Below are 26213 nucleotides of genomic sequence, written 5' to 3'. Positions count from 1 at the left end.
TCGCATTGTTTCTTGGAATAAAAGCCTTTAGCAGGCCACTGCTTGCTGAATGGCAAAGCTGCTTAACTGTCCATTTTTAAAACCAAAGTTGAGATAAGCCGTGTAGGGTGGGGCAAAGTCTTGCGGTTCTTTCAGAAAGGCTTTGATTTCATTGGGTTGTAAGAGCAAAACTAGGGCTTCCCCTGATGTTGCCATACCTTGTGCACTGTATTTAAAGTCTTGTTTAAACTGCTGTAAAGTATAATTCGGTGTGATCTGAATATTTTGCACACGTATATTTTCGCTCATCGCTTGAGTGCTTTTCCAGTCAAGCCAAACACGGCCTTTGGTGTGACCGAGTTGTTTTAAACTCGCTTTGTCTTTATAGAATTTTTCAGCCTGAATTTTGGGATTATCTTCGCTAAAAATCTCAAATTTTAGGGTTTTGGGGTGGGCAGTTGTAATACTGTATTCATAGTTGCCTGTACATTCTGCATATTGTTTGCTGGTTATTCCATTCGGAGGAGCGAGTAATTCACTAACTTGATGTGCTGTCACAGATGCATTGAGTTCAACCTGATTCACTTTCACACTGGTGACGTAGTTATAGGGATTTGAAGCTGCATGACTGAGCATCGGCAAAAGACTTAGACTGATCAATAGAGTTGTTATTTTCATCGTTATAGCTTTTAAAAGTTTTGTTTGCCGCATGATATAAAACTTAGACCTGAAAAAAAGCTCCCAATATTGAGAGCTTAATTTTGTTAGCGCAGTTTAGATAGCCAATCGCCAACGGATTGTACAATTTGCACCATGATTAACAGCACAATCACTGTGAGTATCACGACACTGGTATCAAAACGTTGATAACCATAAGAAATAGCAAGGTCACCAATACCACCTGCACCCACTGCACCGGCCATCGCGGTTGCACCAATTAAGCTAATCGTGGCTGTGGTTAAGTTTAAAATCAGTGAACTGCGTGCTTCAGGTAAAATAAATTTAAAGATGATTTGTAGTGGAGTTGCACCCATGGCTTGTGCAGATTCGATAATCCCCTCATTCACTTCCAGTAATGAAGTTTCCACCAAACGACCAATGTATGGTCCAACATAAATGGTGAGCGGAACAATCGCTGCCCACGTGCCAATCGATGTTCCGACGATGAGTTTGGTTAAAGGTAAAACCGCAATCAGCAAAATAATAAAGGGCAGAGAGCGCAGGGCATTCACAATTGGGTTCAGGCTGTGATAAATCGCTTTGTTTGGCAAAATACCATCAGGACGTGTGACCAATAAAATGATGGCCTGAATAAAGCCCCAAATACAGCCAAATAGCATTGCAAAAAACACCATATGAAATGTTTCTTGCAAAGCAGTAATAAACTGGTCAATCGATAAAGAGCTTTTCCAAAAAGGTGCTGTGATTTGAGTTAACCACTGGACAATTAAATCTCTCATTCCAGCTCTCCTGATTGTTCAACAGCCACACCATGTTGTTTTAAAAACTCAACCGCTTCAGCGATCAGGCTTTCATTGCCCAAGAGCTGAACAAACATTTGTCCAATCACATTGCCATCAATTTCAATCATGTTGGCAAACAAGATATTGAGACTAATATCAAACTGTTTAATTAAGTTTTGAATTACGGTTTCGTGTGCAGAGTTACCAAGAAACTGTAAGCGGTAAATACTATGATGATGCTTATGTTCGAGGTTATTCAGAAGTTTAATTGGTAGCTGTTGATGCAAAATCGTTTGAATAAAATTCTGTGTCGTTGCATGTTGTGGGCGACTAAATAATTCCACCGTTTTCCCAGTTTCAACTACTTTGCCGAGTTCCATCACGGCCACATGTGAGCAGATGCTTTGAATCACATCCATTTCATGTGTCACCATGACGATGGTAATGCCTTGCTCTTGATTGATTTTTTTGAGCAAGTCTAAAACTGACTTGGTGGTTTGTGGGTCTAGTGCAGAAGTCGCTTCGTCACAAAGTAATATTTTAGGATGGTTGGCAAGCGCACGTGCAATACCGACACGTTGTTTTTGACCACCCGAGAGCTCATCTGGATAAGCTTCTTTTTTGTGTTTGAGATCAATAAATTCAAGTAGCTCATTCAAACGTTTTTCACGTTCAGCTTTGCTATAACCTAAAAGTTTCATGGGCATTTCAATATTGGCTGCAACGGTTTTGGTTTGCAGTAAATTAAAATGCTGGAAAATCATGCCAATATTTGCACGTTCTTGACGTAATGCTTTTGCATCTAATGCAGTAAAGTCTTTTTGATTGATAATCACTTGGCCTTGAGTTGGGCGTTCAAGTAAATTGATCAAACGAATGAGGGTACTTTTACCTGCACCACTATAGCCAATAACGCCAAAAATACTGCCTTCTGGAATGTCCAAATTGATTTGGTCCAGTGCAGGAATGATTTGGCCTTTCAGCTGATAGTGCTTTGAAATGTTTTTAAATTGAATCATATCGTCAAAAACTACACAAAAATGAAAAAACAGGCAAAGAGACTTTGCCTGTTTCGTTGATTTGATTATATTACTATTTAGCTTGAGTAAGGTAGCTTACTGGTTTGTTCACATCAATTTTTGTGCCACCAAAATGCTCTTGAACATATTTGCCTACTGCAGCGACATGGTAAAGCTCACCAACTTTTTTCAGTACAGGGTCGTTTTGACGCGCTTCAGCCACAGCAAGAACGTTGACGTTCATTTTCGTGGTTTGGTCGATTGGCTCATAGTAAATCGCATCTTTCAATACGTTTAGACCACCTTCCATTGCAAGGGTATTACCCAGAACAATGGCATCCACTTCGTCTTTCACACGTACAGCTGTTGCCATTTGAATTGGCTTGATGATGAGAGCTTTGTTGTTTTCAACAATGTCTTTCGAAGTGCCTTTCACGAAGTCAAAGTCATTTTTTAACTTCACTAGACCCGCAGATTGTAATAATAACAATGCACGTGATTCGTTCGCACCATCATTTGGAATTGCAATCGTAGCACCATTTTTAAATTCAGCCAGAGTTTTTACTTTGCTTGAATAGATGCCCATTGGCTCTAGGTAGGTCGTTGAAAGTGGAGCAATTTTCGCTGTGTTCGCTTCGTTATATGCTACAAGGTAAGCATAAGATTGGAATGCATTGACATCGACTTCATTGTTTGCAACAGCAGTGTTCATTGCAACATAGTCAGTGAAGTTTTTAATGTCTAGCTTTAAGCCAGCTGCTTTAGTTTCTGGCAAAGTTGCAATATAGCGCCAAATGTCTGCATCAGACCCAGTCGATGCGATGGTTACTGTTTGCTCAGCTGCTGCAGTATCCGTTTTAGCCGCATCTGCTGCAGGTGCTTCAGGTTTACTACAACCCGTTAAAACAACAGATAAACCCAGCGCAATTCCTAGAATTTTTTTCATTTTTTCTTCCCGAGTAAGCACCCAAACGAGGCTTAACTTAGCTGAACAATAGAGAGATCGATTGATTTTAAATCAGGTATTCCTGATTTGATGCATATGACTGTAATGTGAGTTTTGCAAGTGTGCAATTCGATATCAGTCGAATATGTACTTTCACTTTGGAAAAGATTAACTTTTTCAAATCACTAGAAACATCTTTGCTCAATCGTTAAATTTTGCACATCATATCAACAAAGTAATATTCGATATAGAGCATAAAAGTTCAATACTTATCTTATTTAAAGATTAGTAATTTGAATTTTGTTTATAATTTTATAATGAAAACAATATATTATTCTTAATTAATCTATTTAAAAATAATAATTTGCATAAATTTTGTTCTTTATAAGATTTTATCCAAACTAAATACAAAAAATAGATATAACGAGTATAAAGGGCTTTGTTGCACAAACCTATCTGTAAAGGGTTTTTCAGCGATATAATTTTCAAATGAAGAAGCCTACACACAAAATCTACCGCACAACCAATTGGCCCGCATATAACCGAGCACTCATGAGTCGCGGAAATATTGCCATTTGGTTTGATCCTGCTACGCAATGGTATGCGCCATCAAAAGGCAAACAAGGGCGAAATCAAACCTACTCCGACGCAGCCATCCAATGCTGCTTAATGATTAAATCCTTATTCCGTCTGTCTTTACGTATGGTCACTGGCTTTGTGCAAAGTCTGATTAAACTTTGCGGATTAAATTGGATAGCTCCAGATTACACCACGCTTTGTAGAAGACAAAAGCATATTGATATTGTAATCAGCTACCAAAAAGTAGCGATGGACTGCATCTACTCATGGACTCTACAGGCATGAAGTTTCTAGGTGAGGGCGAATGGAAACGCAAGAAACATGGACCTGAATATCGTCGCCAATGGCGTAAACTTCATATTGGTATAGATGCTAAAACCCTACAAATACGAGCAGTTCAGCTTACAACCAATAATGTCAGTGATTCACAGGTGCTTGGTGATTTACTTAATCAGATTCCACAAGATGAGCGGATTGACTCTGTTTATACCGATGGAGCTTATGACACCAAGCAATGCCGTCAGGTCATTGCAGATCGGCAAGGGCATGCGGTGATTCCACCTAGAAAAAATGCGAAACAATGGAAAGATACAAAGAGTAGCTCGCTAGAGCGAAATGAATTACTTCGAACAATTAAACGTTTAGGCAGGACACTATGGAAAAAATGGTCAGGCTATCATCGGCGAAGTTTGGTTGAAACTAAGATGCATTGCATCAAATTATTAGGAGATAAACTCAGTGCAAGGAGTTTTGATAGCCAAGTGAATGAGATCCATGCACGTGTAGCAGTGCTTAACAGATTTACGGAATTAGGTCGACCACTTACCCAAGTTACGCCTTAAATTTAGCTCAATTAGGGGCGCTTTGCATTTCCAATCTTTGTGCAACAAAGCCGTTTGAAGCGCAAAATTGATGAACAAATAAATTGCTCATAGGGCTATTCTGCCGTGGCTTTTTTATGCTAACTTGACGTAATGAGTCAATTTTTTGACGTATTGAGACAGGGATTGTGGAAATGAATCAGGATGATTCGATCGCAGTTGAGTACCCGAGAAATATCCATGAGGATATGGTGCATAGTTCAGGGCTACGTGGCTATCTAGAGGTAATGCAACATTTGGGCATCGACCCAATGCCGTTGTTGGCCAAGCATGGAATTCAACTTGCACAATTACAAGATGACAATGCATGGATTTCACATACAGCACTAATCCAACTTCTAGAAGAAAGTGCGCAACAGGCCAACTGTGCCGATTTAGGTTTACGGATCTCACAGTATCAAGATATTGGCATTTTGGGTGTACTTGGGCTGATCTTACAGTGCATCGACACTTCATGAAGTGATTAAATACAGTTCAGATTTACTGTTTTTACATGGTTCTGCACTACGTTTATATATCAATGATCGTGTTAGCACAGATGCATTTGAACCCAGCTCGGATATTGTAGAGCTTATTTTTGATATTCAGCTCCATGACGCTACGCATATTTTGAGTAAACGACAAACCATGGATCTGGGGCTTGCTGTGTGTCATCGGGTTCTACGTTATTTGAGTGGTGAGCGTTATCAGCCGCTCCGAGTTGCACTACCGTACAGTCCAATTGCGCCCTTAATTGTGTATAAACGGTTTTTTCATGCCGAAGTCATGATAGATCAACAGCATGCAGCTTTGTATTTTCACAAAGATATGTTGAATATTACTTTAGATAACCTGAGTTCGACGAAATCTGCTTAGCCTTTTAGCATATTTTGGAAAGTTGGCTTATTGGGATTCAAACAATAAGCCACTACAGCAGCCATGATATTCACCATGAAGTTATTTACCGAACGATGACGTGAATGTTCAAGTTGATGTAAATTTTTTAATTGATCATTCACGGTTTCGATCAATCCTCTTCTGCAAAGTAATTGTTTTTCTTCTTCAGTTTGGATGGGTTTATTTTTCATATTCCGACGTGATGGGGTCAATATTTTCAGTCCTCTTGCTGCTAAAGCTTCGGCTTTTGCTTTGCTCAAATAGCCTTTGTCTCCGAGTAGGATTCCTTTTAATTCTTGAGTTAAAGATTCTAATATAGCAACATCATGAACATTTCCCGATGTTAGTTTGAGATTAATAATTTCACCTAAATTATTGATAACGATATGTAATTTAAAACCATGAAACCAACCCGTACTACTTTTCCCACGGCCGGCCAAGCCTTTAAATACACAATGCCTTTTAATCCGAAGATTATGGCAAACTACCAATTTAGTGGAGTCAATGATACTGATTCCCGTATCTTTTCCTTTCACCTGGTGGAAGAAACTACTCAGAGCTTGCAAACAACGGGGCATGATTTCAATAAATCGGTTGTAGCTAAGCAGTTTAGTAAAAGCAGATTTCCAGAATGGAACGATCATTTGGCAATAAAAATATTTGAAGAATCTAAAACCGGATTGATGAAATAAAATGACAATGGTCATTGCTTCAGACAAGCTCAAGGCTGACTTTTTCAGCTTGGATTTTTGATCAGAAATTAAAGCTTTTTCTAAAGATTCATTAAATGTTTTGCAGAAATCGTCCAAAATACAAAATAATTCGGTAATATGATCCATCGAGAAGCCTTGTTTTATAACATTTTGTATTGAGAACCAATATGTTATAAATTCAGGGCTTTTTTTCTACTCTTTTTTATATCGAACTCAGGTTAGATAGTATTGATCATGGCTTACGTGAAATTGTCGATAGTTATCTGGAGCGGAGTTTTCGGAGTCATCAAGGTTCATTTAGTGATCGTGTACGACATGCGATACGCATTCATTTATCTGGTCCAAAAGCCAATAAAACAGATATTGCAAATATGCTCGCGATGCATCCTCGAAGCTTACAACGTAAATTAGATGAAGAAGGGACCAGCTTTGAGCAGATTCGAGATAAACTCAGACAACAGTTGTTGTTGCAATATTTAGCAGACTCAAAAGCATCGATGAGTCAAATCGCTTCTGTACAGGGTTTTTCCGAGCAGTCCGCATTAAGCCGTGCTTGTAAAAATTGGTTTGGTGTAACACCGAGACAGCTAAAAAAGCTTCGCAGCGGTTTGCAATAAAAAAACCCGCATTTAGCGGGTTTTTACGGTATGAATGTTTTTAAGCATTTTCACGCGCAATAGCACGATAACCAATGTCTGTACGATATTGCATACCTGTAAATGTAACTTGACCACAAACTTCTAAAGCATTGACTTGCGCTTCAAGTACGGTATCGCCAAGAGCTGTGACACATAAAACACGACCACCCGCAGTCAAGATGTGACCGTCGGCACTCATTGTAGTGCCCGCATGGAAGATTTTTGTGTTTTCAGGAGATTGACCAAGACCAGAGATGACGTCACCTTGACGAACAGTTTCTGGGTAGCCTGCTGCCGCAAGAACAATACCAATTGATTTGCGTTCATCCCATTCAGCATCAGCTGGAAGATTACCTGCAATACCAGCTTCAACCAGATCGACCAATGATGATTTTAAACGCATCATAATCGGCTGAGTTTCAGGGTCACCAAAACGACAGTTGAACTCGATCACTTTTGGTTGACCTTTGTCATCAATCATCAAGCCTGCGTATAAGAAACCTGTATAAATGTGACCGTCTTTTTTCATACCTTCAACGGTAGGACGCATCACTTCATTCATGGTTTTTTCAAATACATCTGCAGTCACCACAGGAGCAGGAGAGTAAGCACCCATACCACCCGTGTTTGGACCTTGGTCGCCTTCAAAAATACGCTTATGGTCTTGAGATGTTGCCATTGGTAAGATGTTGTCGCCATCAATCATACAAATGAAAGACGCTTCTTCACCAGCAAGGAATTCTTCGATCACAACACGAGAACCAGCATCACCAAACTTGTTGCCCGCCAGCATGTCATCAATCGCATCAAAAGCCTCTTGATTGGTCATGGCTACAATTACGCCTTTACCCGCAGCAAGACCGTCGGCCTTGATCACGATTGGCGCGCCATTTTTTTCAACAAATGCTTTCGCTGCATCGACTTCAGTAAATACATCGTAGAACGCAGTAGGAATATTGTGGCGTTTTAAGAAGTGCTTAGCAAAAGCTTTTGAGCCTTCTAGCTGGGCAGCAAACTGAGTTGGCCCCCAAATTTGAAGCTCTGCCGCGCGGCAAGCATCAACTACACCATTTACAAGCGGTGCTTCTGGACCCACAATAATCAAATCTACTGCATTATTTTTTGCAAAGTCGATAATTGCAGCATTGTCTAAAATGTTGAGTGCAACATTTTCACATTTGTTTTCTGTTGCAGTTCCTGCATTACCTGGTGCAACAAAAACTTTTGCAACTTTTTTATCTTGCGCGATTTTCCATGCCAATGCATGTTCACGACCGCCATTACCCAAAACTAAAATGTTCATCGGTTCATACTCCATGAATCGAAATGACATAAAGTCCTCAGCCTAAAAAGGAGAGGACTTTATGTAAGATTTAGAAATCTGTTTTAAACCACATGTATGACTTTGTCATTACGGTCTGCATCTATCACTTAGTGACGGAAGTGACGCATGCCCGTGAAGACCATTGCAATACCAGCTTCATCAGCTGCTGCAATAGTTTCTTCATCACGCATAGAACCACCCGGTTGGATAATACATTTAATGCCTGCTTTCGCAGCATTATCAATACCATCGCGGAATGGGAAGAATGCATCAGATGCCATTACAGCACCTTCAACCACTAAACCTGCATGTTCCGCTTTAATCGCAGCAATACGCGCTGAGTTAACACGGCTCATTTGACCTGCGCCTACACCAATGGTTTGACGACCTTTAGCATAAACAATGGCATTTGATTTCACGTATTTCGCAACTTTCCATGCAAAAATTAAGTCATCAATTTCAGCATCCGTTGGCGCGCGTTTCGTCACGACTTTTAAATCATCTTTGGTGATCATGCCTAAGTCTTGGTCTTGAACCAATAAACCGCCATTTACGCGTTTATAGTCAAGTTGTGGCGCACGTTCATCAAGTGCCGGTAATTCACCACAAACGAGAACACGAACATTTTTCTTCGCGCCAGTGACTTCAAGTACACCTTCAGCAATGCTTGGTGCAATAATCACTTCAACAAACTGACGGTCAACAATTGCTTGTGCAGTTGCAACGTCTAATTCACGGTTGAATGCAATGATGCCGCCAAAAGCTGATTCTGGATCTGTTGCATAAGCCAAGTCATATGCCGCTTGAATACCATCTAAAGACACCGCAACGCCACATGGGTTTGCGTGTTTAACGATGACACAAGCCGGTTTTGCAAATGATTTCACACATTCAAGTGCGGCATCTGTATCTGCAATGTTGTTATAAGAAAGTTCTTTACCTTGAAGTTGTTTCGCCGTTGAAACAGAGGCTTCAGTTGCTGTGCTTTCTACATAGAATGCTGCTGACTGATGCGGGTTTTCACCATAACGCAAGTCTTGAGCTTTATTTAACTGTGTATTGAAAGTACGTGCAAACTTGTCTGCTTGACCTTCTTCCTTGCCTACGCGAGCGCCTAGGTAAGAAGCAATCATGCCATCATACTGTGCTGTATGTTCAAATGCTTTAACGGCTAAGTCAAAACGAGTTTCGTAAGACAAAGCACCATTTTCTTTTAGTTCAGCAACAACAGTGTCGTAGTCTGTAGCATTGACCACAATACCGACAGAAGCATGGTTTTTCGCAGCAGCACGCACCATGGTTGGGCCACCGATGTCGATATTTTCAATCGCATCTGCAAGTGAGCAGTTTGGTTTAGCGACTGTTGCAGCAAATGGATAAAGGTTTACAACCACAAGATCGATCGCATCGATATTGTGTTCAGCCATCACAGCTTCGTCTAGACCGCGACGAGCTAAGATACCACCATGAATTTTCGGGTGTAGCGTTTTTACACGACCATCCATCATTTCTGGGAAACCGGTATGCTCTGAAACTTCGACTACAGCGATATTGTTGTCTTTTAACAACTTATATGTACCGCCAGTAGATAAAATTTCTACCCCTAGAGCAACAAGGTTTTGAGCGAACTCAACAATGCCAGTTTTATCGGAAACAGAGATTAAAGCGCGTTTAATGGTCATGATCTTCGTCACAGTTATCAAGAATTAAAACAAAAAGCCAAAAATAGCAGGTAAAAAAAATGCCCGCGGAAGCCGCAAGCATTTTATCATTTATTCACTCATTAAACCGTGAGCTTTTAACTTTTTACGTAAAGTTCCACGGTTAAGTCCTAGAATCTCCGCAGCACGTGTTTGGTTGCCGCGGGTATATTCTAAAACTACAGATAGAAGAGGTTTCTCCATTTCTGCCAGCACCATGTCGTAGACCTGAGATGGTTGCTCGCCTTGCAGTTGTGCAAAATAGTGGCGAACTGCGCGATCTACGTGAATACGAAGAGCGACATCAGACTGTGCAGTAAAAATAGGAGATTTGCTATTCATGCGAAGTAATCCGAAAAATCTAAATATCACTTGGGTAAAGTGACATATATAAAGTGGTCTAAAATTAAAATGAACTTCGTTTTAGATCCTAAAACGACTAGTTCTAAAACTGTACATTTAGCATGCCACAATATCGCTAAGTTGGTCGAAATATAAGCGTAACAATAGTTAAATATTTGTTACCGACCTTTTTTAAACAAAAAAATCTGCTAAATACGCGATATTTCGATAACGCGCATTTTTGCTGATGTTCTATTTGTATTAAAAGACTGAGGAGATTGCAGCACTAAGCTTTTGTGGCGCGTATCATACCATTGTCTAAGAAAAAGTGAGCAAGAAAACTGCATTTTTTTTCACTTTTTTTACATTTTTTTTAAATTTTAGGGCTGGACTATTTCTAAACTGTAATGATTGAAGCTTTTACGGCTGACTGGCAGGCTAAATTTGAATTTGAACGGACTATTTTTAGGAATTCGTTTGATTCCAACCAGACTATCAATCAAATATTCATTTGCATGTAGTTGATAGGTTGAATCGACTTCACCATCCACTTTTAAAATGACCTTAAGATCTGGTAGGGGAAGGCTGGTGTCATGATAGTTGATCAGTTCACCTGAAAATTGAGTTTTCTGTGCATCGAGACGTTTTACTTTTAATTTGTTAATGCTGATCAGACTGTAACGTTCTTGTAGGCTGCTACAGTTCAGTACGAGACAAATTTTATTATAGGTTGCACCTAATGCTGGGCTGTTATTGAGGATATGTGGATTAAACCATAGGTATTGGAAACACAATAATGCCAATAAGCTGAAGTTAATCACACACCAAAGCATATAGTACATCGGGCTTTTTTGCGGTTTCGCTGGATTGTTGTCTGCCAAATTCATGGCAGGATAGTTACCAATCGGGTCGGTACTAAAATAGTTTAAATTGTTTAAATAGGTTTTAAGGTCAATGTTGGAGTGCTCAACTTTCAGGTTGAAAATATCAAGCAAATTTGATGTCGACATTGAAAGCGCAGTAGATTGTGATAAATCAAAATGAATGCTGTCTACACGAGGAGAGGAAAATGCGGAATTTGAAGACAGGCTCTTGTCATTCTGATTCGCTGATCTTTCCTCACCAGTGTCACAAGTATGACCCGTGGTTAAATGCGACAGCGCATTAAAGGTCATCGAACACTTTGGGCAACAAACCATACCTTGCGCAACAGTGAGTTGTGCAACACTTACTTTGTAGATGGTTAGGCATTTAGGGCAAGAGGTTTGTTTGTCGCTCATAGTGTATTAAGGGTTCATTTAAAGGGTGTGGCGTTTACCCGAGATTCGGCACCAGTTTTCATCACGTTTCTCGACCTCTAATATATCAAAAAACTCAGAATAAACACTAGAAACATCAGAAACTTGCTCTTCAATTACACCTGCAAGTGCGAACTCTCCCTCAGATTTGACCAAAGTTGCGAATTCTGGCGCTAACATCATAAGCGGGCCTGCCAAAATATTTGCAACAAAGACATCTGCCTTTTGGTCAGCCAGCTCTAAATTGAACTCGTCTGGTAAGCCGACATAAAGGTTCTCAGCCACACCATTGAGTGCCGCATTTTGTTCAGTGGCTAAAATTGCTTGTGGATCAATATCTGTCGCATAGACTTTTTTTGCACCTAGGAGTAGAGCAGCAACCCCTAAAATACCTGAACCGCAACCATAGTCGATCACGATTTTATCTTTAACATCAGTTTTACCTAACCACTGCAGGCAAAGAAAAGTAGATGCATGGTTCCCTGTACCAAACGCTAAGCCTGGATCAAGTTTAATGTTGACTGCATCTGGTTCTGGTGCTTCCATCCATTCAGGAACGATCCAGTATTTGTCAGCAATTTGAATCGGTTCGTAGGCATCCATCCATGTGCGTTCCCATTCTTGGTCTTCAAGAAATTCACTACGCATCGGCGCATCAGGCATTTGAGTGCGAATAAACGTTTCTAATGCATTGACATCAATTTCTTCGTCGTCTTCTTGCGCATAGATACCTGTCACAATGACTTTATTCCAAAGTGGAGTTTCACCTGGAAGTGGTTCAAGTAAGTCTTGGTTTTCTGCATCATCTAATGTGACACTGACTGCACCCAAAGATTCTAAAAGGGTTTCAGTAAAATCGACTTGCGCTTGATCAACCGTAATATGAATTTGTAACCACTTCACAGGAATAACCTAATATTTATGTATAAATAAATATTGTAGCGGAACAGGGGGCAGTTCGACAGCATTCCTCAAAATAAAAAAGGATGCCGAAGCATCCTTAGATCTACACCTGTTCTAGGCTTGTTCTGTACTGGTTTGAACCGATGGGGCAAAACGGTTGAGTAATGTCCCAAAGATGGCAGCAAAGATATACATAAAAATAGAATAGACCGCTGCAGGCATGGCAATGGTGGTACTGGCCATCACGGTGAGTGCAATGGTCATGGCAAGGGTGCTGTTATGAATGCCAATTTCAAAGGCACAAGCCCGTGCTTGAGCACTGTTGATCCCCAGTAGTCTCGGTACAAAATAACCAATCATTAAACTACAAATACAGAAAATGACGGTGGCTAAACCGACCTGAGTCAGATACTCCAGAATATGTGCGCGTTCTTTGGCTATTGCTCCAACAATGATTAAGACCAAAAATACAACAGAAAAAATACGCAATGGCTTATTCAGCTTCTTGGTAAAAGAAGGTGCATAGTGGCGAATCAACATACCAATACAGACGGGGATAAGAATAATCGAGAATACCTGCAAGATTTTACTAAACTGCATACTGACGTGTTGTCCATCCTGCATAAAGTACTGAATGGCAAAGTTGACAATTAGCGGCAAGGTAAACGCTGCAATAACGGAGTTAATTGCGGTTAAAGTAATATTGAGCGCAATATCACCTTTAAACAAATAGCTAAATAAGTTTGCAGTACTACCACCTGGAGAAGCTGCTAAGAGCATTAAGCCGACGGCAAGCAGTGGCGGTAAGTTGAGTACTTTGCAAATTACAAAGGCAATCCCAACAAGAAGTACCAACTGACAAAATAAAGCAACCAATACTGCTTTGGGATGTTTGCTGACGCGTGCAAAATCCTTCGGGGTTAACTCTAAGCCCAAACCAATCATGATGATGGCAAGAGCTAGGGGTAACATAATAGTGATAATTCCTGAATCCATAGGTGTATATTCTCCTTAAAATTATATAAATCATGACCGTGAAATTATTCAACTGCGGTCTCTTTCTTCAAAAATAAACTGTCATTTCTTCGCGAGATTAATAGGCCTAATAACGCAGCAAATACAAACATGAAAATAGAATAAATACCGGCAGGAATAGCCATGGCGGTGTTGCCTAAGACTGACAGGGCAACCGTAATGGCAAGTGCGGTGTTGTGAATGGTGATCTCAAAAGAGCAGGTTAAGGCTTGTTTTTCTGGAATATTGGCAAGATGTGGCACAAAAAAACCAATAAACATGCTACAGAAGCAGAATAAGGCTACGGCAGGCCCAATCTCAAACACATATTCAACAAAATTATGTCGCTCTAAGTACAGTGCGAGAAAAAAGATAAAAAGAAGACAGCTTGCAGACAAAATACGCATTGGGCGGTTTAATTTGTCGGCAAGTTTTGGAAAGTAATAACGTAAAAACATGCCCATGCTGACTGGAAGTAGAGTGATGAAAAAAACTTTCATCATTTTCATGGCGGGCATGTCAACGGGTTGTGATGTTTGTAGAAAGTACATCAGTGAAAAATTAATAATAAAAGGGAGAGTTAGTGTTGAAATGATGGAGTTCGTGGCTGTAAGAGTAATGTTGAGCGCAACATCACCTTTAAATAAATAGGTCAATAGGTTTGACGTTGGTCCACCTGGTGAAGCTGCAACGAGCATCAAACCAATCGCGAAAATAGGCGCTAAATTTAAAAATTGGCAAATGAGGAACGCAATGCCCACCAGTAGAACTAACTGTGAAAATAGCGCGATGAAAATGACTTTGGGGTGCAGGGTGAGGCGATAAAAATCAGCTGGGCGTAGGTGTAAACCAAGACCCATCATCATCAAGGCCAAAGTCAAAGGCAAAAAAACTGTAAACAATTCCGAATCCATGGAATACCTTTTTTATTCGTTTTTATCTTTTGTGTTTTTGAGTGTATACAGAATTCAATAATTTACAAGGTAGAAAAAAGGGCAAAAAATGGACTATTTTTTACCCTCAATACAGCATGAACTTTAAGTTGTTTTGCTTACATTCTTGGTTTAGGTGCTACAAAACCAAGGGCACATTTGCCTTTGATTTCTTTACCTTCGATATTGATTGATGTCGCTTTTGAGTCGCCTTGGCAAATGCTGGCTAACTCAGCTTCATCACCATGAATATTGGCATTTTTTGAGCTTGGGAAAAATTGAGGTTCACAGGTACCATTCCAAATAATGCCTCGATAGGCAAAACTAACCGCTGTTCCTTGTGACTTACCTTTACAGACTTGTTGATAACGTTGACTATCATAGACCTTTTCAACTTTGTCGTTGGCTGATACAAAAGGCGAAAAAAATAAACCGCAGAGAATGGATGAAAAAAAAATCTTCTTATTCATAATGCTTACCTTTGGTTGTTGTATGATCAACTTATAGGATAAAAAATGATCAAATTAATACAAGGCTTTTCAGGTAACAAAACGCATCCTTTGTTGAGTTTTTGCTACTACTCTGCAAGTAAAATTACATAAACCTAGCGCTGGCGCAGTAAGCACAGCACCGTATATACAATAAATTCCACGGAATCTGTCAACTTACAATCGAAAATTTGCTATAATCTTTCGTTATCATTTTTTAATCTCCTTTACCACTATGCATTATCCTAAAGTTTACGATGTCATTGTTATCGGCGGCGGTCACGCAGGTACAGAAGCAGCATTGGCTGCGGCACGTATGGGGCGACAGACTTTACTCTTAACTCATAATATTGAGACTTTAGGGCAGATGAGCTGTAATCCAGCAATTGGTGGTATTGGTAAATCGCATTTGGTGCGTGAAATTGATGCCTTGGGCGGTGCAATGGCATTGGCTGCCGATAAAGGTGGTATTCAGTTCCGTATCCTAAACTCACGTAAAGGTGCAGCCGTTCGTGCAACACGTGCACAGGCAGACCGTATTCGCTATAAAGCCGCGATTCGTGACACTTTAGAAAACCAAGCAAATCTCGATATTTTCCAACAAGCCGCAGACGACCTGATTGTTGAGGGTGATACTGTAAAGGGCGTTGTAACTCAAACGGGTATTCGCTTTGATGCGAAAACAGTTGTACTCACCGCAGGGACGTTCTTGGGTGGTGTAATCCACGTTGGTCTTGAAAAATCAAGTGGCGGCCGTGCAGGTGATCCACCTTCAATTTCACTGGCACACCGTTTACGTGAATTGAATTTGCCCGTGGGTCGTTTAAAGACAGGTACGCCACCACGTATTGATGCGCGTTCGGTTGATTTTTCTGTGATGATTCCACAGCCGGGTGATTTCCCATCACCGACTATGTCATTCATGGGTGATGCATCTATGCACCCTGAACAAGTGAATTGTTATATTACACATACCAATGAAAAAACCCATGACATCATCCGCGGCGGTTTAGACCGTTCACCGATGTACACTGGTGTTATTGAAGGTGTGGGGCCACGTTACTGCCCATCCATTGAAGACAAAATTCACCGTTTTGCCGATAAAGACTCGCACCAAGTATTCTTAGAGCCTGAAGGTCTAGATACACATGAGCTTTATCCAAATGGTATTTCAACGTCACTTCCGTTTGATGTGCAGTTTGAGCTGGTTCGTTCAATTCGCGGGATGGAAAATGCGCACATTTTACGTCCGGGCTATGCTATTGAATACGATTATTTCAACCCGCAAGCGTTGAAGTTTACTTTAGAAACCAAAGCCATCAATAACTTGTACTTTGCCGGTCAAATCAATGGTACGACAGGGTATGAAGAGGCGGGTGCACAAGGCTTGCTTGCAGGCTTAAACGCTGCGCGTCGTGCGTGGGATCAAGAGCAATGGACACCAAAACGTGATGAAGCCTATATGGGCGTATTGGTGGATGACTTGATCACGCTAGGCACGAAAGAACCGTACCGTATGTTTACTTCACGTGCCGAATATCGTTTGATGCTACGTGAAGACAATGCGGATCAACGTTTAACGCCAGTGGGTCGTGAAATGGGCTTGGTGGATGATGAGCGTTGGGCTGCTTACTGTGAAAAAATGGAAGCTGTTGAACAAGAAACAGGCCGTTTACAACACCTTTGGGCGGCACCAAACAACCCAATGGGCAAAAAGTTTGTTGAAATGACGGGTGCAGATTTATCGAAAGAATGCTCGGCGATTGATTTGTTAAAACGTCCGAATATTTCATTTGCTCAAATTGCGGAACTCACAGGTTCTGAAGTCTCTGCGCAAGTGGGCGATCAAATTGAGATCGCGGTGAAATATGCAGGTTATATTAACCGTCAACATGAAGATGTTGCGCAAATGAAGCGTTTGGAAGAAACTAAAATTCCAGCCGATTTTAATTATGATGTCGTTTCAGGCTTATCTCGTGAAATTACTTTAAAATTGAAAGATGTACGTCCTGAGACATTAGCTCAAGCAAATCGTATTCCGGGGGTAACACCTGCAGCAGTGCAATTAATCATGATTACGATCCGTAAAAATGCACAAGCGAAAAAATCTGCTTAAGTTCATTTGATTTGAGAAAACCCGCTTTAGAGCGGGTTTTTTTATTTAGGCAGCTTTGTTCTTCAACTCTTTTTCTTTTAATCGTTCGAGAAGCTCAATGAACCATTGTTCATTTTTTAGGTTCGATAAGTCTTCATCGTTGACTAGATGATTATGACCAGATTTGGGTAAATAACCGTTTAGTTCGCAATCTAGCAAATATTTTTTTGCTAATTCAAAACGTTTTCTTACACTGTAATAACAGGCTAAATCGTAAGTTGCATAAGGATCATCTTTAATTAAAGTGGTTAGATGTTCAAATGCTTTTTCATAAAATTTTTCGTCATTATTTAGTGATGCAATTCGAATTAAGGTATTTACGTATAATTTAGTAATAAAGTTATCTGATTGGCCTAATTTTATCAATTTTTCTAAAATAATAAGACAATCTTGATATTTTTGCATATCCGTATTAAAAGTAGCAAGTTTGTACAATGTAAACCCGTAATTAACTAGGGCAGATGGGTCGTCCTGATTTTTCTCAATATATAGCTCTAAGTAATATTTAGATTTTTCGTATATGTTACTGTCATTGAAAGTATTGGCATAACTTAATAGCGAGTGACAGTAATTTCCTAATATATCTGTATCCTCATCAATGTCTAAAAGCTTCATATAAATTTCCCAAGCTTTATGGTAATTGTCTTTTGATTTTTCTAATTCTCCTAAGCTATTTAATGCATGTGCGTAATTTTGCAAGAGTCCTGAATCTTCATTATTTACGTCTAAGGCTTTTGTATATTTTTCAAGGGAATGCGATATAAGCTTAGCATCTTTTAGCTCTTCTCCTTGATTCCATAGAGCTAATCCATAGTTATGTAAACACCCAAAATGATTTGGCTCAATATTTAAAGCTTTTTCATATAAAGCAAAGCATTGTTTTGCTTTTTTTGTGCTATGGAGTAACCAAGCTTGTTTGTCATAAGCCCACATGACGTCATCAATTTCATCTACTGTTAAATGTTGCGTAGAGTCCTTTGAAGGGTATTTATGTATAAATGAAGTATACAAGATATTTGTTAATGAATTTTTTGAACGCCGTTTTAAGTATTTTGATAAGTTAGATAACATATCGAGACCATCATCCAGTGGATATGGTTGAATAACTTGTAGTTGTTTTTCTAAAAAGTTGTAGGGATTTAAAAATAATTGAGGTGGGAAACAGTCTAATTCTTTTGCAAGTTGAATTAAAAAGTCGTCAGCATCAACGCCACCAATATAATGTGTTAAATTATTATTTTTTTTTAAGAAACCTTTAACAGACTCAGCTTCAATTTGATCAATATTTTCCTTTCGCCCTGTCCAAATTAAGCGATGTTGTTCTGAATATTTTTTTTCGAGTAGGGGGAAAAATTCGTCTGCGTTTCCACTATAACCAATAAATAAACTTGGATTGGAATTTAATGTTGAGGCAATAAAATCACCCAATTGTTCGGTATGTTTTAGTGTTTCTTCTTGAGTATTCAGTTGAACAAATCCTGTACCTTGCCCATGTAAGTGAACAATAGATGGATCATTAATTAAATGATAAAGATGTGGATTCGCTGTTGCAAAATCATAAATAGAAGGATGTAAACCAAGCAGATTACAAGCACGTGATAGTATGCTGTCAAAATTAAATGTTAGAACACGTTGGATATATCCGCTTTGCATAAGACAAGCGAGCGCAATATGCGCCCAATTGATTTTTTTATTGTCGATAATATGTGGTTTAAGTAATTCCCTACGCTCAGATTTATCTAAAGCAGACATATACTTGCCGTAATTGAATTTGTCTTTTTTAGGGTCAATATTTTTGACTTGGATTGGGAATTTCTTACAAATCTCTTGAATAAGTTCTGTTGCAGTTGGAACGTCTGCTCTCACGGAGCAACCAGCACCCGTAAAGAATACATACGGTTTTTCATTTTCTTTGGCTTGCTTTAAAAGCTGTGCGACTTCTTTTACGTTAAAGCTCATGTTATTTAAGTTATTAAAATTGATGATTAATTTTATTATACGATAAATTTTGAAAAGTTGAGGTATTAGATTCAAACTATCAAATTAAGGTCTTATTTAATAGACCTGCTTTTTGTTTTGACAGATAAACTAAGCATAAGAGTTGTTTAACATAAAAACAGATAAAAATAGCCAATCATGTTATTTCACAAAAGTATCGCCGTCTTTTAAATTGATTTTACGTTCTTAACATGAGGTCAACACCATGACAATGAAATCGATCCGTTTTAACAGTGGAGAGCTTGCATGCCAATGCTAGTTTGTATCAATCACCAAAAACAGCGCACTTATCTTGGTTTAGGGGAGGCATTAAACCAAGATGAGCAATGAAAACGACAAACCCAAGCAATTCAAATATCTAATACTAAAAAGACTGTAAAGCCCCTAATACTTGGGGCTTTTTTTATTTTAGTCGGTGATGGTCTGATTAACTGCATCACGAACTTCTTTGGGTTCAATGTGACTAATTTTATGCCCAAAACTACGTAACCACCACACCAGTTGATTGGTAAAAGGTACGGTCGCATGAACCAAGATTTGCCCATTTCCAAGCGGTTCTAAAACCTGATTGGTGCTGAGTTTGGTTTCCTCCAAATACAGCGCATCTATTTCAGTCATAGTCAGGGTAAGTGCAACGGTTTCTGTAGGTTTTGAAAAGTCTACACGGAAACCTAATGCACCCGATTCGATGTATTCATCGATATCAAAATTGACTGGGTGTAAGGCACGTGTGTTTAAAACCGTCGCTGATTTGAAACGGTGCAGTGCAAAGGTTTGAATATCGGTTTTGTCGTGGCGCGTACAAATTAGATAAATAATTGCACCTTTTTGAACCAATGCGAGTGGATTGAGCGTATAGGTTTTTGCTTCAGCCGCTTGGTTTAAACCTTGATAAACGCATTCCAGTTGTTTGTCTTGGAGCAGCCCTTCATAGATGGCTTGCTGTGCTGTTTTCTCCACAATTGGGGGAATCAGCGGTTGTGTCGCAGGCACAATGCGTACGCGGTTAATCCATTGGCGCACATTGTTTTGGGTCGATAGGCTACGACGTGCTAAGTCAAACCATGGATTCATTTCTTCAATTAAGCTGGGTGGAAGAAGATGTTTAAGGTGTTCTTCAACCATCATAAATGTCACCGCTTGAGAGCTGGTCATGTGCGGTAAGCTTTGAATCGGGGCATCAGAACGCCAACGCCAGCCTTGAGGCACAGCCCCATTGTTTTCAATCGGAAAGCGTTGAGAGATTTGGTTTAAATCACGTTGAATGGTCCGTAAAGTAATATCGATGCCTTCACGTTGTAAAATCTCTTGCAGCTCTCGAGTGCCCATCCATTTTCCAGAGGAAAGGCGAGACAAAATTTGCCATTGGCGATAGAGACTATTGGACGTTTCTTTTTCTTGTATAGACATAGTTTAATAAAATATAGGAGTCGAAATTACTTACTTGAATGTGAACACAATAAGAAAACTCATTCGTTTAAGCAAGCTTTGCTTGAAATTTTTCAGTTATATTTTTTGACACAACTTAATGCGAAATAGAATTGAAGCAATGCGTTTTTTATCGATTAATAAACAAAGCATCTTTAGAAATCCATGGCATAGATATTGCTACGTATGGGTTACATATCGATAACAATTGAGAGGTTTGTATGTTTAAAGAAGATAAAGATACAAATGTAAATACGATGTTGGACGGATATAAGCTTAACTCTCCTGTATTAAATCCGATACACTCTCATGATCGTCTATCGAGCCAGTCTGTTGGATTGTTTCATCAAATGACCTCGAATTTCTTTAATGAAATGACAGATGACCAAGCGATGTCTGGTGAGGCTTGTGCGCGTATTGAGCACTGGTTGTCACAGCATAGTGTAGAAGAACTCGAAGAACTGAACCAAATTGCCAAACAGCATTTTTTATATGAAGGTATTACGTTTACTGTATATGGTGAATCTGAGGGCATTGAGCGCACCATTCCTTATGATTTAATTCCACGTGTGATCGCTAAACAACAATGGAATAAAATCTCCCTTGGCTCTGCACAACGTGTGCGGGCTTTAAATCTATTTTTACATGATATTTACCATCAACAAGACATTCTCAAAGCTAAAATTATTCCAGAACTGCAAGTTTTGACGCATGAAGCTTATCAACCGCATATGTATGAGCACCGTTTAAAAGGTCAGATTTATAGCCAAATTAGTGGAATTGATATTATCCGTGATGGGCAGGGAGAGTTTTATGTACTTGAAGATAATTTAAGAACGCCATCGGGCGTATCTTATATGCTTGAAAGTCGTAAGATTAGTGAAAAACTTATGCCTGATTTGATGCAGAAGAACCATATTTTAGGCATAGAACAATACCCACAATTACTCAAAGAAATCTTGGCTGAAAATGCTTATGTCGATCAGCCTTTCATCGTGGTGTTGACACCGGGACGTTTTAATAGTGCCTATTATGAACATGCTTTTTTAGCCCGTGAAATGGATGTGCCTTTGGTGACATCGCGTGATTTGTTTGTAGAGCATGATAAAGTCTATGTCAAAACCATTCGTGGCCGTCAACGAGTAGATGTGATTTACCGACGTTTGGATGATGCTTATCTTGATCCGCTGTGCTTTATGCCGAATAGCACTTTAGGTGTCGCAGGGTTGATGTCAGCTTATCTGAGTCATAACGTGGTTATTGCGAATGCACCAGGCACAGGGGTTGCGGATGATAAATCGATTTATCCTTATGTCGACAAAATGATTCAGTTTTATTTAGGTGAAAAACCTATCTTAAAAAATGTTCCGACATATCAATGCCGTAACAAGCAAGACTTGGCTTATGTACTGGAGAACCTTGAGCAGTTAGTGGTCAAAGAGGCGCAAGGTTCGGGTGGGTATGGTATGCTGATTGGACCGCAAGCCTGTAAAAGTCAAATTGAGCAATTTAGAGATAACCTCATGGCGACGCCGCATTTATATATTGCCCAGCCCACTTTAGAGCTTTCAGTCAGTCCAACCATGACTGAATCGGGTGTTTCTGAGCGTCATATTGACCTTAGACCGTTTGTGCTCAGTTCACCGTATCGTACCGAAATTGTCCCTGGCGGTTTAACACGTGTTGCGATGAAAGAAGGTTCGTTGGTGGTCAACTCATCCCAAGGAGGAGGAATTAAAGACACTTGGGTCGTGGAAAACTTACATTCATAAAATAAACAAATATGAGGGTAGAACTATGATTTTATTAAGCACCAATGCTGAAAATATTTTTTGGTTAGGGCGTTATTTAACACGTACTCAATATTTGTGTGCTCAGTTTCCTTTTACCCAAGACCAGCCTGCAATGGATTATGCGCATGCATTTTGTTTGCCTGCTTTTGATGCGTGCTCACTGAATGAGCTGATTTTAAACCCAAACAATCCTGCTTCATTTAACCAGCAATTTCAAAGCGCTAAGAGTAATGTTCAAGACTTGCGCGGGATTTTATCTGCAAAGGCATATGCGGAACTGAATCAATTTATCAAAAATGCCACTGAAAACACCGCCTATATTTGTGATGTGGTTGGAGAGTGTCAAGATGTGCTTGAGTCTGAAGCCAGTGATGTCTTTTTATTCTTTAGTTTGGGGCAAATGATTGAGCAGCTCGACCGTCAAATTCGCCTGAAACAGGATGCACAAAATACTTTAGTTGAAATAGAAAACATCGTCATGTTGTTAAAAGAAATGGGCTGGCTAAATTTGGCACAGGCTTGGCTAGAGCTCAAATCACAACCTGATGCGATGAATTTTTATCATTTTAGTGATTATATTCAACAATTGTTTGAGGTTGATGTATGAAACTTATGATCAATCATCAAACGCATTATCAATATAGTGAATTGGCCCTGAATAGCATTCAATATATCAAAATGACACCCACGAATAATTCACACCAAAAGGTATGTCACTGGCATGTGAGTGTGCCAGGAGAGCGTGAAGAAAAACGGGATGCCTTCCAAAATATTTGGATTACCAGTTCGCAACGTGAAGCCTATCAACAGCTGACCATAATGGCACAGGGCATTGTTGAAATTAATAGCTTGGCAGAACATGGCATCCAAGATCGTCTGAATCCCAATTTATTTTTACAGCCGACGCACAATACCCAGTGCAATGCCGAAATGAAGGCATTTGCACATCAGTATGTGCCTGAGCTGAATCGGGAAAATTTGATGAAACTGTCAGAAGCAGTTTTAGCGCATATTCCTTATGTACCTGCTGAAACCTCGGTGCTAACTTCAGCAATCGATGCATTCAATGGGCAGCAAGGCGTATGCCAGGACCATAGTCATGTTTTTATTGCCATGTGTAAGCATCTTGGCTTACCGGTACGTTATGTATCGGGGTATTTGCATGTGCCTGAAACTTCACACCTCGCCAGTCACGCGTGGGCCGAGGTGTACATTGATGATGCATGGTATTGTTTTGATACCAGTAATCAATTGTTCAAACCACAGTCACATATCTATGTAGCTATTGGGCGCGATTATTGGGATGTGGCTCCCGTTCGTGGTGTACGTGAAAAAGGTGGAGTGGAATCGATGCATTCCATGGTACAAGTTTTAAGTTGTTAAGGTTTAGCTGAAAAAGGATGTTCTATGACCTATTGTTGTGCACTTCGTCTTCAAGATGGTTTGGTTTTTATAAGTGATACGCGTACGAATGCAGGTGTAGACCATATATCCGTGTTTAGGAAGCTGTATACCTTTGGTGTAGAGGGTGAACGCTTTATTGCGATTCAAACCTCAGGAAACTTAGCCACGACCCAAGCGGTGATTGGACATTTAAAAAATCATCTGGAGTTAAGCCAAGAACCGAATTTATATAGTGTCAATACCATGTTCGAAGCGGCTGAGTTGGTCGGGCACACTTTGAAAAAAGTCTTGGCGGATATGGCACCAGACACGCAAGAACAGAGTAATTACTACTGTAGCTTATTGGTCGGTGGACAAATTAAAGGGGCAGAAATGCAACTTTATAATATTTATCCGCAGGGGAATTTTATTTGTGCGACCAAAGATACGCCGTATTTTCAAATTGGTGAAAGTAAATATGGCAAGCCGATTCTAGATCGTGCATTACGGTATGACATGCCCTTAGCCGAAGCGGTGAAGTGTAGTTTGATTTCTTTTGATTCAACCTTACGTTCCAATGTTTCTGTCGGATTGCCCTTAGATGCTTTAGTATATACGAAAGATAGTTTACATATTCCAGTGGGTAAGCGGATTGATGAAGAAGATCCGTATTTTTCAAGCATTAGTAAGCAATGGTCAGATACCTTAAGAAAAGGATTGCAAGAATTGGCAAAGCCGACGGATGACTATTTAGTATAAACGTGTTAGATGCTAAAAATAATGAAATCAATCAATTGGGGAAGTCTATGCGGCAAATTTGCTATGCAAGTACTTCAACTTCGGATCATGTACAGCTTCTTCAAGATGTTCGGGACATTTTAAGCGAAGCATGTGATTTTAATACAGTACATAATATTTCAGGCGTTCTTTATTATGCAGATCAGCATTATTTCCAGTGCTTAGAAGGGGATGAAGCTGCTTTAGAATTATTAATGTCAAAATTATTGAAAGACCCTAGACATAAAGATATTAAAGTCTTTGAGGCGAAAACGATTCACGCGGCACATTTTAGAGCTTGGGGCATGAAGTATGTGCAACGTATGAGTAGCGTACATACCAAAATGCGTGAGATGGGTTTTGCAAAATTTGAACCGCAGAGTATGAGTCAACAACAAATTGATCAACTATTGCAAGACCTTTATGATGCCCAGTCTGATGAGAGTCTAGGTTGAAAAAAGCCCAAGTTCTACTTGGGCTTTTATGGTTAGATTTGCTTACGTGTAGGGCGATTGCTTAACCGACAAAGTAGCTCATAGCCAATGGTTCCATTGGCTTCCGCAACATCGTCAACTAAGCGGCTTTCACCCCAGAGCTCAACTTTTGTACCGAGTCTGGCGTTTAACCCCGTCACATCGATTGCAATCATGTCCATTGCTACTCGGCCCACAACAGCTACTGCCTGACCATCTATAGCAACATAGTTTTGCTTTGGAAATGCACGTGGATAGCCATCACCATAACCAATCGAAACAATGGCCAGTTCAGTTTCTTGGTTTGCGACAAAATGTGAACCATAGCCGACACCTTCACCTGCTTGAATGGTATTTAATGCAATAATTTCCGCCGTGAAGGTCATAACTGGCTTTAAGTCTAAGTCGTGTGCATTTTTATCGGCAAAAGGTGATGCACCGTATAGCATGATGCCGGGACGAACAAAATCAAAATGAAGTTCAGGCCATTTAAAAATAGCAGCTGAGTTACAACATGAGGCTAGGATGGGTGAGCACGCTTCTTTGATGTGTAGGAATTGCGCACGTTGCTGCTCATTGAGTGGGTGATCCGCATCGGCGTTAGCAAAGTGCATTGCCAGTACACATGTAAAGCCTTCTGCTTTTAAAGTGTTGATGACATCAATGATTTCGGCAACTTTAAAGCCTAAACGGTTCATACCGCTATTGAGTTTTACCCATACTTTAAGCTTTTGTGCGATATACGCGGTTTTATGTGAGATTAACCAATCGACTTGTTGTTGCTGATGAACCACACACTCGATATTTTGCTCAATGACGGTTGGCATTTCATCTGCTGAGAATACACCTTCAATCAGTGTAATCGGTTGTGTAAAGCCGAGTGCACGAATCTCTAGTGCTTCTTCTAAACAGGCGACGCCAAAGACATCGGTTTCACTTAAGGCTGCTAAACAGTCTTTGACTCCGTGTCCATAAGCATTGGCTTTGACCATGCTGACGATTTTCGCGTTTGGGGCAAGTTGTTTGACACGGTTTAAATTATATTGGAGCGCTTGGCTATCAATATAAACTGTTGCTTGACGCACCCTAATTACTCCTACAGGGTCATGGA

Annotated in this window: 25 protein-coding genes and 1 pseudogene; 10 read left to right on the top strand and 16 right to left on the bottom strand. The window is 39.9% G+C overall.

Going from position 1 to position 26213, the window contains the following annotated elements; translation table 11 throughout:
- Nucleotides 1-27: 27 nt before the first annotated feature.
- From MN200_RS10235 to MN200_RS10220, 4 genes are all read right to left on the bottom strand, one after another.
- Nucleotides 28-657, bottom strand: coding sequence for a hypothetical protein (locus MN200_RS10235; RefSeq protein WP_058869890.1), 630 nt, complete (start codon nucleotides 655-657; stop codon nucleotides 28-30).
- Between the two features lie 86 nt (nucleotides 658-743).
- Nucleotides 744-1439 carry a methionine ABC transporter permease gene (locus MN200_RS10230; RefSeq protein ID WP_004696373.1) on the bottom strand — a complete coding sequence of 232 codons (696 nt, stop codon included), beginning with the start codon at nucleotides 1437-1439 and terminating at the stop codon, nucleotides 744-746.
- Nucleotides 1436-2461: a methionine ABC transporter ATP-binding protein gene (locus tag MN200_RS10225; protein ID WP_242759332.1), complete on the bottom strand. Its 1026-nt coding sequence runs from the start codon at nucleotides 2459-2461 to the stop codon at nucleotides 1436-1438. Before MN200_RS10225 ends, MN200_RS10230 begins: the two co-directional genes overlap by 4 nt.
- Nucleotides 2462-2534: 73 nt before the next feature.
- On the bottom strand, nucleotides 2535-3407 hold the full coding sequence (locus tag MN200_RS10220) for a MetQ/NlpA family ABC transporter substrate-binding protein (RefSeq protein ID WP_242759331.1): 873 nt from the start codon (nucleotides 3405-3407) through the stop codon (nucleotides 2535-2537).
- 489 nt (nucleotides 3408-3896) lie between these two features.
- On the opposite strand from MN200_RS10220, the pseudogene MN200_RS10215 reads away from it, so the two are divergent.
- The 3 genes and pseudogenes from MN200_RS10215 to MN200_RS10205 all read left to right on the top strand — a co-directional run bounded on the left by MN200_RS10215 (nucleotide 3897) and on the right by MN200_RS10205 (nucleotide 5722).
- Nucleotides 3897-4828 (top strand): annotated as a pseudogene (locus MN200_RS10215) (IS5 family transposase).
- Nucleotides 4829-5001: 173 nt separating this feature from the next.
- The gene (locus tag MN200_RS10210; RefSeq protein ID WP_228290437.1) at nucleotides 5002-5325 is read left to right on the top strand and encodes an AraC family transcriptional regulator ligand-binding domain-containing protein; all 324 of its coding nucleotides are present in this window, start codon (nucleotides 5002-5004) and stop codon (nucleotides 5323-5325) included.
- 1 nt (nucleotide 5326) lies between these two features.
- The gene (locus MN200_RS10205) at nucleotides 5327-5722 is read left to right on the top strand and encodes an AraC family transcriptional regulator ligand-binding domain-containing protein (protein ID WP_058870626.1); all 396 of its coding nucleotides are present in this window, start codon (nucleotides 5327-5329) and stop codon (nucleotides 5720-5722) included.
- Here MN200_RS10205 and MN200_RS10200 read toward each other — a convergent pair.
- Entirely contained in the window at nucleotides 5719-6582 is an 864-nt protein-coding gene (locus MN200_RS10200; protein ID WP_114392860.1) for an IS982 family transposase, read from the bottom strand. The two genes, MN200_RS10205 and MN200_RS10200, sit on opposite strands and share 4 nt — an antisense overlap.
- A 245-nt stretch (nucleotides 6583-6827) precedes the next feature.
- On the opposite strand from MN200_RS10200, the gene MN200_RS10195 reads away from it, so the two are divergent.
- Entirely contained in the window at nucleotides 6828-7073 is a 246-nt protein-coding gene (locus MN200_RS10195; RefSeq protein WP_004696387.1) for a helix-turn-helix domain-containing protein, read from the top strand.
- Between the two features lie 40 nt (nucleotides 7074-7113).
- Here MN200_RS10195 and purD read toward each other — a convergent pair whose 3' ends face one another.
- The 8 genes from purD to MN200_RS10155 all read right to left on the bottom strand — a co-directional run bounded on the left by purD (nucleotide 7114) and on the right by MN200_RS10155 (nucleotide 15077).
- A complete protein-coding gene (gene purD / locus MN200_RS10190) occupies nucleotides 7114-8397 on the bottom strand; it encodes a phosphoribosylamine--glycine ligase (RefSeq protein WP_058869882.1) in 1284 nt (427 codons plus the stop codon).
- A 128-nt stretch (nucleotides 8398-8525) separates the two neighbouring features.
- Complete coding sequence (purH, locus tag MN200_RS10185; protein ID WP_058869881.1) at nucleotides 8526-10100, bottom strand: bifunctional phosphoribosylaminoimidazolecarboxamide formyltransferase/IMP cyclohydrolase; 1575 nt, start codon at nucleotides 10098-10100, stop codon at nucleotides 8526-8528.
- Nucleotides 10101-10190: 90 nt separating this feature from the next.
- Complete coding sequence (fis, locus tag MN200_RS10180; RefSeq protein ID WP_001086304.1) at nucleotides 10191-10460, bottom strand: DNA-binding transcriptional regulator Fis; 270 nt, start codon at nucleotides 10458-10460, stop codon at nucleotides 10191-10193.
- Between the two features lie 380 nt (nucleotides 10461-10840).
- Nucleotides 10841-11740: a DUF3426 domain-containing protein gene (locus tag MN200_RS10175; protein ID WP_058869880.1), complete on the bottom strand. Its 900-nt coding sequence runs from the start codon at nucleotides 11738-11740 to the stop codon at nucleotides 10841-10843.
- A gap of 18 nt (nucleotides 11741-11758) precedes the next feature.
- Nucleotides 11759-12661, bottom strand: coding sequence for a 50S ribosomal protein L11 methyltransferase (gene prmA, locus MN200_RS10170; RefSeq protein ID WP_004696394.1), 903 nt, complete (start codon nucleotides 12659-12661; stop codon nucleotides 11759-11761).
- Nucleotides 12662-12775: 114 nt separating this feature from the next.
- On the bottom strand, nucleotides 12776-13657 hold the full coding sequence (locus tag MN200_RS10165; protein ID WP_010327049.1) for a bile acid:sodium symporter family protein: 882 nt from the start codon (nucleotides 13655-13657) through the stop codon (nucleotides 12776-12778).
- Between the two features lie 44 nt (nucleotides 13658-13701).
- Nucleotides 13702-14589, bottom strand: coding sequence for a bile acid:sodium symporter family protein (locus MN200_RS10160; RefSeq protein ID WP_242759330.1), 888 nt, complete (start codon nucleotides 14587-14589; stop codon nucleotides 13702-13704).
- A 137-nt stretch (nucleotides 14590-14726) separates the two neighbouring features.
- Entirely contained in the window at nucleotides 14727-15077 is a 351-nt protein-coding gene (locus MN200_RS10155) for a hypothetical protein (protein WP_242759329.1), read from the bottom strand.
- Nucleotides 15078-15330: 253 nt separating this feature from the next.
- On the opposite strand from MN200_RS10155, the gene mnmG reads away from it, so the two are divergent.
- Nucleotides 15331-17211 (top strand): tRNA uridine-5-carboxymethylaminomethyl(34) synthesis enzyme MnmG, encoded by a 1881-nt coding sequence (gene mnmG, locus MN200_RS10150; protein WP_125274430.1) that lies wholly within the window; start codon nucleotides 15331-15333, stop codon nucleotides 17209-17211.
- A gap of 45 nt (nucleotides 17212-17256) precedes the next feature.
- Here the strand turns inward: mnmG and MN200_RS10145 are convergent, their stop codons facing one another.
- Complete coding sequence (locus MN200_RS10145; protein WP_242759328.1) at nucleotides 17257-19209, bottom strand: SIR2 family protein; 1953 nt, start codon at nucleotides 19207-19209, stop codon at nucleotides 17257-17259.
- 447 nt (nucleotides 19210-19656) lie between these two features.
- Complete coding sequence (locus MN200_RS10140; protein WP_058869874.1) at nucleotides 19657-20658, bottom strand: WYL domain-containing protein; 1002 nt, start codon at nucleotides 20656-20658, stop codon at nucleotides 19657-19659.
- Between the two features lie 239 nt (nucleotides 20659-20897).
- Between MN200_RS10140 and MN200_RS10135 the strand changes: the two genes are divergently transcribed.
- Genes MN200_RS10135 through MN200_RS10115 form a run of 5 tightly spaced genes read left to right on the top strand, consistent with a single transcriptional unit; the run spans nucleotide 20898 to nucleotide 25084 of the window.
- A complete protein-coding gene (locus MN200_RS10135; protein WP_205667840.1) occupies nucleotides 20898-22448 on the top strand; it encodes a circularly permuted type 2 ATP-grasp protein in 1551 nt (516 codons plus the stop codon).
- A 25-nt stretch (nucleotides 22449-22473) separates the two neighbouring features.
- Nucleotides 22474-23076, top strand: coding sequence for an alpha-E domain-containing protein (locus tag MN200_RS10130; RefSeq protein ID WP_004982053.1), 603 nt, complete (start codon nucleotides 22474-22476; stop codon nucleotides 23074-23076).
- Nucleotides 23073-23852 (top strand): transglutaminase family protein, encoded by a 780-nt coding sequence (locus tag MN200_RS10125; RefSeq protein ID WP_205667842.1) that lies wholly within the window; start codon nucleotides 23073-23075, stop codon nucleotides 23850-23852. The genes MN200_RS10130 and MN200_RS10125 overlap by 4 nt, the downstream gene beginning before the upstream one ends.
- Nucleotides 23853-23876: 24 nt before the next feature.
- A complete protein-coding gene (locus tag MN200_RS10120; protein ID WP_205667843.1) occupies nucleotides 23877-24611 on the top strand; it encodes a proteasome-type protease in 735 nt (244 codons plus the stop codon).
- A 47-nt stretch (nucleotides 24612-24658) separates the two neighbouring features.
- Complete coding sequence (locus tag MN200_RS10115) at nucleotides 24659-25084, top strand: BLUF domain-containing protein (RefSeq protein WP_242759326.1); 426 nt, start codon at nucleotides 24659-24661, stop codon at nucleotides 25082-25084.
- Nucleotides 25085-25116: 32 nt separating this feature from the next.
- Here the strand turns inward: MN200_RS10115 and alr are convergent, their stop codons facing one another.
- A complete protein-coding gene (alr, locus tag MN200_RS10110; protein ID WP_242759323.1) occupies nucleotides 25117-26187 on the bottom strand; it encodes an alanine racemase in 1071 nt (356 codons plus the stop codon).
- Nucleotides 26188-26213 lie beyond the last annotated feature (26 nt).

The sequence above is a fragment of the Acinetobacter sp. LUNF3 genome (genome assembly GCF_022699605.1).
Taxonomy (GTDB): domain Bacteria; phylum Pseudomonadota; class Gammaproteobacteria; order Pseudomonadales; family Moraxellaceae; genus Acinetobacter; species Acinetobacter johnsonii.
Note: the sequence above shows the minus strand (reverse complement) of the source record. Positions and strands in the feature narration are given on the sequence as shown.

Excerpts from the sequence above, each read along its gene's own strand:
- MN200_RS10235 (WP_058869890.1), bottom strand. The coding sequence starts at position 657 with ATGAAAATAACAACTCTATTGATCAGTCTAAGTCTTTTGCCGATGCTC.
- MN200_RS10230 (WP_004696373.1), bottom strand. The coding sequence starts at position 1,439 with ATGAGAGATTTAATTGTCCAGTGGTTAACTCAAATCACAGCACCTTTT.
- MN200_RS10225 (WP_242759332.1), bottom strand. The coding sequence starts at position 2,461 with ATGATTCAATTTAAAAACATTTCAAAGCACTATCAGCTGAAAGGCCAA.
- MN200_RS10220 (WP_242759331.1), bottom strand. The coding sequence starts at position 3,407 with ATGAAAAAAATTCTAGGAATTGCGCTGGGTTTATCTGTTGTTTTAACG.
- MN200_RS10210 (WP_228290437.1), top strand. The coding sequence starts at position 5,002 with ATGAATCAGGATGATTCGATCGCAGTTGAGTACCCGAGAAATATCCAT.
- MN200_RS10200 (WP_114392860.1), bottom strand. The coding sequence starts at position 6,582 with ATGGATCATATTACCGAATTATTTTGTATTTTGGACGATTTCTGCAAA.
- MN200_RS10195 (WP_004696387.1), top strand. The coding sequence starts at position 6,828 with ATGCTCGCGATGCATCCTCGAAGCTTACAACGTAAATTAGATGAAGAA.
- purD (WP_058869882.1), bottom strand. The coding sequence starts at position 8,397 with ATGAACATTTTAGTTTTGGGTAATGGCGGTCGTGAACATGCATTGGCA.
- purH (WP_058869881.1), bottom strand. The coding sequence starts at position 10,100 with ATGACCATTAAACGCGCTTTAATCTCTGTTTCCGATAAAACTGGCATT.
- fis (WP_001086304.1), bottom strand. The coding sequence starts at position 10,460 with ATGAATAGCAAATCTCCTATTTTTACTGCACAGTCTGATGTCGCTCTT.
- MN200_RS10175 (WP_058869880.1), bottom strand. The coding sequence starts at position 11,740 with ATGAGCGACAAACAAACCTCTTGCCCTAAATGCCTAACCATCTACAAA.
- MN200_RS10165 (WP_010327049.1), bottom strand. The coding sequence starts at position 13,657 with ATGGATTCAGGAATTATCACTATTATGTTACCCCTAGCTCTTGCCATC.
- MN200_RS10160 (WP_242759330.1), bottom strand. The coding sequence starts at position 14,589 with ATGGATTCGGAATTGTTTACAGTTTTTTTGCCTTTGACTTTGGCCTTG.
- MN200_RS10155 (WP_242759329.1), bottom strand. The coding sequence starts at position 15,077 with ATGAATAAGAAGATTTTTTTTTCATCCATTCTCTGCGGTTTATTTTTT.
- mnmG (WP_125274430.1), top strand. The coding sequence starts at position 15,331 with ATGCATTATCCTAAAGTTTACGATGTCATTGTTATCGGCGGCGGTCAC.
- MN200_RS10145 (WP_242759328.1), bottom strand. The coding sequence starts at position 19,209 with ATGAGCTTTAACGTAAAAGAAGTCGCACAGCTTTTAAAGCAAGCCAAA.
- MN200_RS10140 (WP_058869874.1), bottom strand. The coding sequence starts at position 20,658 with ATGTCTATACAAGAAAAAGAAACGTCCAATAGTCTCTATCGCCAATGG.
- MN200_RS10135 (WP_205667840.1), top strand. The coding sequence starts at position 20,898 with ATGTTTAAAGAAGATAAAGATACAAATGTAAATACGATGTTGGACGGA.
- MN200_RS10130 (WP_004982053.1), top strand. The coding sequence starts at position 22,474 with ATGATTTTATTAAGCACCAATGCTGAAAATATTTTTTGGTTAGGGCGT.
- MN200_RS10125 (WP_205667842.1), top strand. The coding sequence starts at position 23,073 with ATGAAACTTATGATCAATCATCAAACGCATTATCAATATAGTGAATTG.
- MN200_RS10120 (WP_205667843.1), top strand. The coding sequence starts at position 23,877 with ATGACCTATTGTTGTGCACTTCGTCTTCAAGATGGTTTGGTTTTTATA.
- MN200_RS10115 (WP_242759326.1), top strand. The coding sequence starts at position 24,659 with ATGCGGCAAATTTGCTATGCAAGTACTTCAACTTCGGATCATGTACAG.